The sequence below is a fragment of the Alcanivorax sp. genome (assembly GCF_002726155.1).
In the GTDB taxonomy this organism is placed as follows: Bacteria; Pseudomonadota; Gammaproteobacteria; order Pseudomonadales; family Alcanivoracaceae; genus Alcanivorax.
This window is the reverse complement of sequence record NZ_PBSH01000009.1, coordinates 44,556-55,150: the sequence shown is the minus strand read 5'-3', so window position 1 is coordinate 55,150 and position 10,595 is coordinate 44,556. Positions and strand designations below refer to the sequence as shown.

10 protein-coding genes are annotated in these 10,595 nt (G+C 58.8%); 9 read left to right on the top strand and 1 reads right to left on the bottom strand.

What is annotated here, in order from left to right:
* Positions 1-405 precede the first annotated feature (405 nt).
* From recJ to CL546_RS03320, 7 genes are all read left to right on the top strand, one after another.
* A complete protein-coding gene (gene recJ, locus CL546_RS03350; protein WP_463671029.1) occupies positions 406-2,130 on the top strand; it encodes a single-stranded-DNA-specific exonuclease RecJ in 1,725 nt (574 codons plus the stop codon).
* Positions 2,131-2,476: 346 nt separating this feature from the next.
* Positions 2,477-2,761 carry a DUF7352 domain-containing protein gene (locus tag CL546_RS03345; RefSeq protein ID WP_007148998.1) on the top strand — a complete coding sequence of 95 codons (285 nt, stop codon included), beginning with the start codon at positions 2,477-2,479 and terminating at the stop codon, positions 2,759-2,761.
* A gap of 413 nt (positions 2,762-3,174) precedes the next feature.
* A protein-coding gene (gene prfB / locus CL546_RS03340; protein WP_290493014.1) for a peptide chain release factor 2 occupies positions 3,175-4,291 on the top strand; the annotation gives its coding sequence in 2 pieces (ribosomal slippage) (positions 3,175-3,246 and positions 3,248-4,291; 1,116 coding nt in all).
* A 54-nt stretch (positions 4,292-4,345) separates the two neighbouring features.
* The gene (gene lysS / locus CL546_RS03335; protein WP_290493013.1) at positions 4,346-5,860 is read left to right on the top strand and encodes a lysine--tRNA ligase; all 1,515 of its coding nucleotides are present in this window, start codon (positions 4,346-4,348) and stop codon (positions 5,858-5,860) included.
* Between the two features lie 101 nt (positions 5,861-5,961).
* Positions 5,962-6,633 carry a TetR/AcrR family transcriptional regulator gene (locus CL546_RS03330; protein ID WP_290493012.1) on the top strand — a complete coding sequence of 224 codons (672 nt, stop codon included), beginning with the start codon at positions 5,962-5,964 and terminating at the stop codon, positions 6,631-6,633.
* Positions 6,626-7,342 carry a uracil-DNA glycosylase gene (ung, locus tag CL546_RS03325; RefSeq protein ID WP_290493011.1) on the top strand — a complete coding sequence of 239 codons (717 nt, stop codon included), beginning with the start codon at positions 6,626-6,628 and terminating at the stop codon, positions 7,340-7,342. Before CL546_RS03330 ends, ung begins: the two co-directional genes overlap by 8 nt.
* A 171-nt stretch (positions 7,343-7,513) precedes the next feature.
* The gene (locus CL546_RS03320; protein WP_290493010.1) at positions 7,514-8,632 is read left to right on the top strand and encodes an enoyl-CoA hydratase/isomerase family protein; all 1,119 of its coding nucleotides are present in this window, start codon (positions 7,514-7,516) and stop codon (positions 8,630-8,632) included.
* A gap of 201 nt (positions 8,633-8,833) precedes the next feature.
* On the opposite strand, the gene ygfZ is transcribed toward CL546_RS03320, so the two are convergent.
* The gene (gene ygfZ / locus CL546_RS03315) at positions 8,834-9,781 is read right to left on the bottom strand and encodes a CAF17-like 4Fe-4S cluster assembly/insertion protein YgfZ (protein WP_290493009.1); all 948 of its coding nucleotides are present in this window, start codon (positions 9,779-9,781) and stop codon (positions 8,834-8,836) included.
* A 152-nt stretch (positions 9,782-9,933) separates the two neighbouring features.
* Here ygfZ and CL546_RS03310 point away from each other — a divergent pair, with 152 nt between their 5' ends.
* Entirely contained in the window at positions 9,934-10,194 is a 261-nt protein-coding gene (locus tag CL546_RS03310) for an FAD assembly factor SdhE (protein ID WP_007148457.1), read from the top strand.
* On the top strand, positions 10,160-10,555 hold the full coding sequence (locus CL546_RS03305; protein WP_290493008.1) for a hypothetical protein: 396 nt from the start codon (positions 10,160-10,162) through the stop codon (positions 10,553-10,555). The genes CL546_RS03310 and CL546_RS03305 overlap by 35 nt, the downstream gene beginning before the upstream one ends.
* Positions 10,556-10,595 lie beyond the last annotated feature (40 nt).

Here is a 10,595-nt window from a genome sequence, read left to right as displayed (position 1 = left end):
TCAAACTTCAGTTCGGCGATGCCGTCGTCAAGCAGTTGTACGCTTACGGCGTTGCCTTGATAGATCATAGCTTCTGCTCTCCAGTCCCAAAGTACGCGGTTTAAATGACCGCTTTGGTGTGCCCCAAGCCCCGAAATCCGGGGTGGGCGCGTTGTTTATATGGCATTCATGTGAGTGTTTGCTTACATAAACAACGAAACTCGTAGGCCCGCAAGTATAGGGAAGCGGGATGACTTTTTTAGCCCTAATTTGTGACTATCTGGTCGGGTTGGCGATTGCGGGGTGCTGTATGGCGAAAATTTCATCACTTGCTCCCTGTGTTCGTGCTGTTCGGGCGAGGTCGTGGCAGACTGCCGGGCTTGAGTTCCTACAAAAACTCACGCCCCCAAGTCACCGAGCACTGTCATGCCCATGGACAAACCCAGCTTGCCCACGATCACCCGCCGGCCGCAGCACACGCCAGACTGGCCTGATGTGCCGCCCATGCTGGCGCGGATTCTGGCCGGGCGGGGGGTGACCGATCCGGCCCAGCTGAACCTGGGCCTGAAACGTCTGCCCCATCCCGAGCAGTTCACTGGTTTGCGTGGGGCTGTGGCGTTGCTTTTACAAGGGCGAACGGACAATTGGCGTATTTGTATTGTGGGTGACTACGACGCAGATGGCGCCACGGCCACTACTTTGATGGTGCGTGGCCTGGAGCGGTTGGGCTATGCCCGGCCGGATTTCCTGGTGCCAGACCGCTTTGAATACGGCTATGGATTGTCGCCGGCCATCGTGGACCTGGCCAAAGAACTGTATGACCCGGACCTGATCATCACCGTGGACAACGGCATCGCCAGTGTGGATGGCGTGGCTGCTGCGCGGGCCCAGGGAATGCGGGTGCTGATTACCGATCATCATTTACCTGGTGACACGCTGCCGGAAGCGGATGCGCTGGTGAACCCGCGTCTGCCCGGTTGTGAGGGTTTCCCCGCCACGAATTTGGCGGGGGTCGGAGTGGCATTTTATCTGTTGATGGATCTGCAGCGGGCGCTGCGCGAGCAGGGCGTTAGCGCCAGCGCCCCGATTACCGACCTGCTGGATCTGGTGGCGCTGGGCACGGTGGCCGATGTGGTGGTGCTGGACGATGCCAATCGGGTGTTGGTGGAGCAGGGCCTGAGGCGGATTCGTGCGGGTAAGGGGTGCCCGGGCATCCGCGCGTTGCTGCAAGTGGCCGGGCGCGATCCCAGCCGGGTCTTGGCGGCGGATATGGGCTTCGCAGTGGGGCCTCGCCTGAACGCAGCGGGGCGGCTCACCGATATGACCCAGGGCATCGCCTGCCTGCTGGCGGAAACCGATGCTGAAGCCACCGAGATGGCCCAGGACCTGGACACCATCAACCGCGAGCGCCGCTCTATCGAGCACGGCATGCGCGATGCGGCCATGGAAGAGGTGGCCCGGCTGGATGCAGACAACCTGCCCGCGGGCCTGTGCCTGTATGGCAAGGAGTGGCACGAAGGCGTGGTGGGGATTCTCGCTTCGCGAGTAAAAGAAGCGATTCATCGGCCGGTGATTGCCTTTGCTCCGGCCCAGCAGCGCGGCCAATTGAAAGGCTCGGGCCGGTCGATTCCCGGTTTGCACCTGCGCGATGCGCTGGACGCGGTGGCCACAGCGAACCCCGGGCTGCTGAGCAAATTCGGTGGCCACGCCATGGCGGCGGGCCTGTCGCTGGAGCTGGAAAAGCTGGATGCGTTCAAAGCGGCCTTTGAAAAAGCGGTGGGCGAGCTGCTGTCTCCGAAAGCGCTGGAGCGTGTCGTGGAAACGGACGGCGAGCTGGAGGATCACGAGCTGTCGCTGACGAATGCAGAATTGCTCAGCCACCGCTTCCCCTGGGGGCAGGGGTTCCCGGCCCCCAGTTTCGATGGCGAATTCGAGGTGCTCAAGCACCGCATCGTCGGCGAGCGCCACCTGAAACTAACGCTTGGCTTGCCGGGCGTCAGCGGGGTGATTGATGCCATTCATTTCAATGTGGCGGTGGAAGCGCTGCCCAGCCGGATCAACAAGGTGCGCGGAGTCTATCGCCTGGAGGTCAATGAATTCCGTGGCCAGCGCAATCCCCAGTTGCTGTTCGAGCATCTGATTCCGCTCTGATCGGTCCGATGGAGTGGGGATGTCGGATTACGGCTACGCCTAATCTGACCTACAAAACCCGCCCCCCGTGGCGGTGTAGGTTGAATTAGTCTGAAAGGCGTAATCCAACATTGGGCCTCAAATCGAAACCGCTTAATGTGGCGAACCTCCGGGGCTTCCTCCCATCGACTCCCGCAAAATTGTCGACAATGCTGTCGGCGGCCCCGGTTTTTGCTAGCATTGCGCCTCGCGCTCACCATCGGGCGCCTGTTTTACCAGGGTACGGCCCAAAAGGCCGTGCCGGCATTGACTGCGCGGGGTGGCTATCGTCCACCGCCGTGTTGTGTCCTTAACGGAGGGGACTCAAATGAAGACCATACACAAGCACCGCCTGAAGGTGGTCAACGAAGTGCAGGAGCTACGCCTGCCCGAAGAAGGTAAGGTACTGCGGGTGGATTACATCCCCCAGGAAGCGGTGATTTTCATGTGGGTGGAAGTGGACGCGGACACCGTGATCGACACTCCGAAAGAAGTGCGTACTTTTAAGGTTTTCACCACCGGCTCGGGCATTCCCAACAATGCCAGCTATATCGGTACCACCATTGATAACATGAAGGGCGAAGCTCACCACGTTTACGAGTTGAGAGACTGACGTAGGAGCGATCCGTTACATCTACGAAGCCGCTGTAGGAACGAAGCGTAGCGGAGTAACGCACGTATTTCCGTGCGGCCGGAAGGGTGAGCGAAGCGAATAGTTCCTCTTGAGGGACGAACCACGCGTCAGCGTGAAAATCATCCGCAGAGCCTACCCCGGATTCGGTTCGGAGCAGCAGAGCAACCGGGGCCTCCAGAATGATCAGGTGACCCCCGCATCGCCTGTTTCCTCGCGAGGGCTCGGATTCGTCCCTCAAGAGGAACTCCTACAGCGGCTTCGTTATAAACGTGCGGGTCGACGCTCCTGGCGTCGAGGGGAGGGTCTGACCCTCGTCAGCCAACCTGCAAACCGGTAAACTGCGCTGTTTTCCGCGTATCAATTCTACCAAGCACTTATTCTAGAGAGACGTAATGGAAGTCAATCCGCTGCGAACCCACCTTTCCGACCTGTCTGAGCGTGTCGAAGCGCTTAGGGGGTATCTTTGACTACGATCAGAAGAGTGAACGTCTGACCGAAGTCGAGCGCGAGCTTGAAAACCCGGATGTCTGGAGCGATCCGGACTATGCCCGGGCCCTGGGCAAGGAACGGGCCCAGCTGGAAATGGTCGTGAACACCATCAACGATGCCTCCCAGGGAGTGGAAGACACCTCCGCCCTGTTGGATCTGGTGGTGGAAGAGGGGGACGAGGACACCCTCACGGAAGTGGAAAGCGATCTGCGTGATCTGGAAAAAATGGTGGCGGATCTGGAATTCCGGCGCATGTTCTCCGGGCAGATGGATGCCTGCAGTGCCTATCTGGATATTCAGGCTGGTTCCGGTGGCACCGAGGCTCAGGACTGGGGCGAGATGATGCTGCGCATGTACCTGCGCTGGGGTGAAGCCCACGGTTTCAAGACCGAGCTGGTGGAAGCCTCTGCCGGCGATGTGGCGGGCATCAAGTCTGCCACCATCCGTTTCGAAGGCGAGTACGCCTACGGTTGGCTGCGTACCGAAACCGGTGTGCACCGGTTGGTGCGCAAGAGCCCGTTCGACTCCGGTGGTCGCCGTCATACCTCGTTCAGCTCGGTGTTCGTGTCCCCGGAAGTGGATGACGATATCGATGTGGATATCGACGTGGGCAGCATGCGGGTGGATACCTACCGGGCCTCTGGTGCGGGTGGTCAGCACGTTAACCGGACGGATTCGGCGGTGCGCCTGACCTATGAATACACCGATGAGGGTGGCGAAAAGCACACCCTGGTGACCCAGTGTCAGAGCGGACGTAGCCAGCACCAGAACAAGGATCAGGCCTTGAAGATGATGCAGGCCAAGGTCTACGAAGTGGAAATGCAGCGCCGCAACGCGGAAAAACAGGTCCAGGAAAGCAACAAATCGGATATTGGCTGGGGCAGCCAGATTCGCTCCTATGTACTGGATGATGGCCGCATCAAGGATCTGCGCACCGGCGTAGAGAGCCACAATACCCAGCAGGTATTGGACGGCGCGCTGGATCAGTTTATCGAAGCCTCCCTGAAAGCGGGATTGTGATGATGCTGGATGCCAGACTGCTGGCATCGGGCGCTTTACCGGAAGCCTAACGCTATGAGCCAAGACGAAACCACACCGAATGCCGACGCCTCTCAACAGGCTGCCGCCGAAAACCGTCTGATCGCAGAACGTCGCGCCAAGCTGGCCGAGCTGCGCGAGGGCGGCAACCCGTTCCCCAATCATTTCCGCCGGGATTCCCTGGCCGCCGACTTGCAGGCGCAGTATGGCGAGTTCACCAAGGAAGAGCTGGAAGAAAAGAACATTCAGGTGGCGGTCGCCGGCCGCATGATGTTGGACCGCAAAGCCTTCAAGGTGCTGCAGGATATGTCCGGGCGCATCCAGATTTTTGCGCCCAAGGATGAGACCCGCGATGTGCGCAAAGAGACCAAGAGCTGGGATCTGGGCGATATCATCGGGGTACGCGGTACGCTGTGTAAATCCGGCAAGGGCGACCTGTATGTGATGATGGATGAGTACCTGCTGCTCACCAAGTCACTGCGCCCGCTGCCTGAAAAGCACAAGGGCCTGACCGACACCGAGGCCAAATACCGCCAACGTTATGTGGACCTGATCGTCAACGAGGAGACGCGCAAGGCGTTCCAGATTCGCGCCAAGATAGTGGCCGGGATTCGTAACTTCCTGGTGCAAAAAGACTTTGTGGAGGCTGAAACTCCGATGCTGCAGGTGATTCCCGGCGGCGCCACCGCGCGCCCCTTCATCACCCATCACAACAGCCTGGACCTGGACATGTACCTGCGTATTGCGCCGGAACTGTACCTGAAGCGGCTGGTGGTCGGCGGCTTCGAGAAGGTGTTCGAGATCAACCGCAACTTCCGTAATGAAGGCCTCTCCACCCGGCATAATCCGGAATTCACCATGCTGGAGTTCTATCAGGCATACGGTGATTACCATGATCTGATGAACCTGACCGAGGACATGCTGCGCACCCTGGCCGAGACGGTACTGGGCACCACGGATGTGGCCTATCAGGGGGATGTGTACGATTTTGGTAAACCGTTTACCCGGATGACGGTATTCGATTCCATTTTGCATTTTAATCCCGATATGGATGCCGCCAAATTGGCGGATCCGGACGGCGCTCGCGAAATCGCCACCGGCCTGGGCATTCCGCTCAAGGACGGCTATGGCTTGGGCAAGGTACAGATCGAGATCTTTGAGAAGACGGTGGAACACCGCCTGAAAGATCCCACCTTCATTACCGAATACCCCACCGAGGTGTCGCCGTTAGCGCGCCGCATGGACGATAACCCTTTTGTGACAGAGCGGTTTGAGTTCTTTGTCGGTGGCCGTGAGATCGCCAATGGTTTCTCCGAGTTGAACGATGCGGAAGATCAGGCCGAGCGTTTCCGCCAGCAGGTAGAAGAAAAAGCGGCGGGTGACGATGAAGCCATGTTCTACGACGAAGATTACGTGGTCGCCTTGGAGCACGGGCTGCCGCCGACGGCCGGAGAGGGCATCGGCATCGATCGTCTGGTAATGTTGTTTACAGATGCTCCGTCCATTCGTGATGTGATTCTATTCCCGCATATGCGCCCTCAGGGGCGGTAATGACGGTTTTTTCGGGCGCATGTTGCGCCCGCCGTTTGCGGATTTGAGGTCGGGAGAGCGACACACAAATTCAGGGCTGACAACAAAGGCTGGCTGTGTCCATGACAAGTGCAATTCAGTACCAGGGAAGAAAAGCGCGCCGCACCGGTAGCGAGCAGCGCCGACAAGCAATTCTTGAGGCCTCACTGAGCATTATCGTGCGCGAGGGTATTCGTGCCGTTCGACACCGCGCGGTAGCCCGTGAAGCGGAAGTGCCGCTGTCGGCGACCACCTATTATTTCAAGGATATCTCCGATCTGATCGCAGACACCTTCACGCTGTTCGCTGAGCGGGCCATGAAGGAGGTGATCGAGCCGTTCAAGGAACAGGCGTTCGGGCTGATGTCACAGTTTTCCCGCGATAGCCTGGAAAACCCGCAAGAACGGGATCGGCTGGTGAGGATGCTGGCGCAAATGATGGCCGCCTTCATCGTGGATGAACTGCAGAATCGTCGTGACCATGTGGTGGCTGAACAGGCGTTTATTCAGGAAGCGATTCTGGATGCCCGGCTGCGTGAACTGGCGGATATGTACCTGCGCCAGCATGTGGAGACGCTGACCATGGCCTGCGAACTCTTTGGCTGCAAAGAGCCGAAGCTGGACGCGGAGTTGATATTTGCGACCTTCCTGACCATCGAGCAGCGATTGTTGGTGCACCCGGAAAAAATCTCCCAGGAGTTTGTGGAGAAGCGCATGTACAACATGTTGGATAAAGTCATTCCCTTCCATGGTTGATGTGCACGCCGCGAACACGTCCGGCAGCAAGACCGTGCCGTTAGAGCCGGGCTGGAAACGGCATCTGGCGGGTGAGTTCGAGCAGGAGTACATGGCGCAACTGCGGGCCTTCCTGGCGGAACAGAAGCGCGCCGGGAAAACGGTTTTCCCGCCGGGGCCGGATATCTTCAATGCCTTCAATCTGACGCCGTTTGATCAGGTAAAGGTGGTGATTCTGGGGCAGGATCCTTATCACGGTCCGAACCAGGCTCACGGTCTGTGCTTTTCCGTGCAGCACGGCGTAAAAACGCCGCCATCACTGGTGAATATCTACAAAGAAATTCACCGGGATCTGGGTTTTGACATTCCTTCCCATGGCAACCTGACCCATTGGGCTGAGCAGGGTGTGCTGTTGCTCAATGCGGTGCTGACTGTCGAGGCCGGGCAAGCTGCTTCGCACCAGAAACAGGGGTGGGAGCGGTTTACCGACGAAGCTATCGAGCATCTGAACCGCGATCGTGAAGGGTTGGTGTTTCTGCTTTGGGGAAGCCATGCCCAGAAGAAAGGACGCCTGATTGATCGCGACAAGCATTGTGTGCTCTCTGCCCCGCACCCTTCGCCGTTGTCCGCCTACCGGGGGTTCCTTGGCTGCGGCCATTTCTCGCGCGCCAATCAATATTTGCTGCAGCAGGGCAAAACGGCTATCGATTGGTCGGTGCCTGAAAATTAACAATTAATAATGAATAGTTAATAGCTGCGCGGTTGGTCGCCTCGGTCTCATCAAGCCCAGGGGCCGCGCCTATAGCTTGAACGCGGCTTCAGACGTTGCTGAATTGGTGGTGTGCCCCGCGCAAATGATTAACTGTTAATTATTAACTATTCACTGCTTTATGGAGTTGTTGTGTCTGACTGCGTGCTGTTTTCCGAAATCGAAACCCGCTGCGGCCGTGTGATTGCCCGCGCCACCCTGAATGCCCCCAAATCCCTGAACGCGCTAAGCCTGGAGATGATCCAGTTGCTGAGCGAGAAGCTGGATGCCTGGGAGCAACGTTCTGATGTGGTGGCGATCTGGCTGGATGGTGCGGGTGGCAAGGCGCTCTGTGCGGGCGGTGATATCGTGCAGATGCACAAGTCCATGGTGAAACACGCGGGCGAAGGGCGTAATCCGTTTACCGAAGAGTATTTCGCAGCGGAATATGTGCTGGATTATCGACTGCACACCAGCGCCATTCCGGTGATTGTCTTTGGTGACGGCATTGTCATGGGCGGCGGTATGGGCTTGTTGCAGGGTGCCGATTTCCGTCTGGTGACGCCGCGCTCGCGCATGGCTATGCCGGAAATCACCATTGGCCTGTTCCCGGATGTGGGCGGCAGCTGGTTCCTGAATCGTCTGCCTGGTCGGGTCGGGTTGTTCCTTGGCCTCACCGGGGTGCACATCAACGGTCGCGAAGCCGTAGAAATCGGCATGGCGGATCGCATGGTGGACGCCGATGCCGACAGCCTGCTGGATGCGCTGGCCGAGCAGGATTTTGCGGATGATGAAGCCGAAAACCGCGCGGTGATCTACCGCTTGTTCAAGCAGCAGGCGGCGGACATGAGCGATCTTCCACATCCGTTGATCGACCATTTGCCGTTGATCAACCGTCTGTGTGATGGCGAAAGCATTGCGGTGGTTACCGAGCAGCTGCTGAATGTGAAAGAGCGTGATCGCTGGCTGGACAAGGCACTGGGCAACCTGGAGCGCGGTTGCCCGCAAACCGCCCACCTGGTGTGGGAGCAGCTGGATCGCTCGACCTATTACGATCTGGCCGAAGTGTTCCGCATGGAGTGGTGCCTGGCTGTGCAATGTTCCCTGCACGGTGACTTCCGCGAAGGGGTGCGGGCCTTGTTGATCGACAAGGACGGCAAGCCTGGTTTCCGCCACCGTGATGTGGCGTCGGTGCCGAAAGACTACATCGACGGGTTCTTCCGCTGCCCGGCGCCGAAGCATCCGCTGGCGGATTTGGGTAAGGCTGGGTAGGGCCAGAAAGACACAGTAAAAAGGCGCTTCGGCGCCTTTTCTGTGTAGAAAAGCTGGGGGCGGTTGGGGTAGGTCGAATTAGCCGAAGGCGTAATCCGACAGCCGACCTGGCAATCGAGCCCACCCCTGTGTCGGATTACGCCTTTCAGGCTCTCTGTGCCCTTGGGTGAATTCGACCTACGGGCGCGGACTCCGTGGGGCTCAGTCCTTCCAGGGCAATGTATAGGGTAGGGCGCCAAGCCGGCTGTTTAGCGGTTGCTCGTCCTTGAACAGTACGCCGTCGGTGTCGCGGCGCAGTACCACCAGTGCGCTGTGCCCGGCATGATTGCGGGCGCTGCTGACTACTTCACCGGCAGCCTTGCCGTCGCTGTTGCGAAGAGTCTCGCCGGGTGCCAGCTCCACCTCGGCGGTGTAGTCAATGCGCTGCATGCGCTGCTTGAGTTTACCCTTGAAGTGCATGCGCGCGACGACTTCCTGGCCGGTGTAGCAGCCTTTCTTGAAATTCACTCCGGCGGTGACGTCGTAATTAAGCACCTGGGGTAGAAACAGGTCTTCTGCGCCGGGATAGACCATGCCTTCGCCCGCGTCGATGTCGGCTTGCCGCCAGCCGTTGGCATTGGTGGCGGCACGATCCTGGGCAAGCACGGTCCAGACGGATTCGGCCTGTTCGGTGTCAGTGATCAGCAGGGCGTGATCCGTGTTGGGGTAGCGCAACCAGAGGCCCTGTCCGTTACGTCCGCTCTGGCCGGGTTCGGGTGAGGTGGCAGGCAAGGCGCCGCTCAGTCCCATTAGTACCGCTTGCTCGTCGACCTGAAATTCCACCTTGGCGCGTAGACGGTACTTCATCAGTGACTTGATCACCGCCTCGCTTTGCCCGGTGGGGCAGAGCATCAGATAGTCGTCCCCGTCTCGCACGATGCGTACGCTCACCAGCCCACGGCCTTTCAGACTCAGGTGCATGCCGGTGAGGTGGCCTCCGTTGTCCACTTCATGGAGATCACAGGAAAGCTGCCCTTGCAGGTAATGGCCCGCTTCCTCGCCGTGAGCGCGGATGACGGCCAGGTGATCGCAATGGCTTAATGCCGGTGCGGTGCTTGCCTCGGCATGGTCTGCGAGGGGTTGGGCGGCGATAAACTGGGACCAGCTCATGGTGCTCCTGTCGTTTGGGCATGTGTGTCTTGGCGTGTGACGCCGAAGAGTCGAGAAATCATCAGGCATGATAGATAATGCGCGCACAGCCTGAAAGCCATGGCTGGTAATTGGCGCAAGACGCCGGAGTTTCTGATCAGGATAGTGCAGAAATGAGTAATGAAGACCTGAAACGCAAATATCGCTGGCAGTGTCGCCGGGGCGCCTCCGAAGTGGAGGTAGTGCTGTACGGCTATCTGGATGACCATTTTGACGCGGAGCCGGCCGAGCGCCAGGCCCAGTTCGCCACCTTGCTTGCCTGTGAAGACGCCGACATGTTCGAGTGGTTTACCTATCGCAGCGAGCCTGCGGACCCGTTGTTAAACGAGTATGTACGTCATGTCCTCGGCCTGGTCTCCACGAAGAAAGGTTAAGCTCGGCGCTTCCCGCTATCCGGCGCGCCTGCGCTGGCTGGCGATGTTGGTGGTGTGGCCGGCCATTATGCTGTCGTCCTTGCCTGGCTGGGCCATGCTGGTGTTGTTTGGTGTATTGCCGGTGATGCTGTTGGGCTGGCGCCTGCCACAGCCGGAGGCGCTGGAATTGCACGCGCAGACGTTGACGGTAATGGGGGAGCATACCCAAGTGATGGAGCAGCCCCTGAGGGTCATTCGCCATGGCCCCTGGCTGGCCATGCAAACGCCAAAGGGCTGGCTGCATGTGTTTGCGGATCAGGCGCCGGTGGCAGAGTTGCAGCCGTTTTATCAGTGGCTATGGACCAACAGGAAGAGCAATTAATAGCTAATAATGACTGATTAATAGTTGCGCGAGCAGCGTA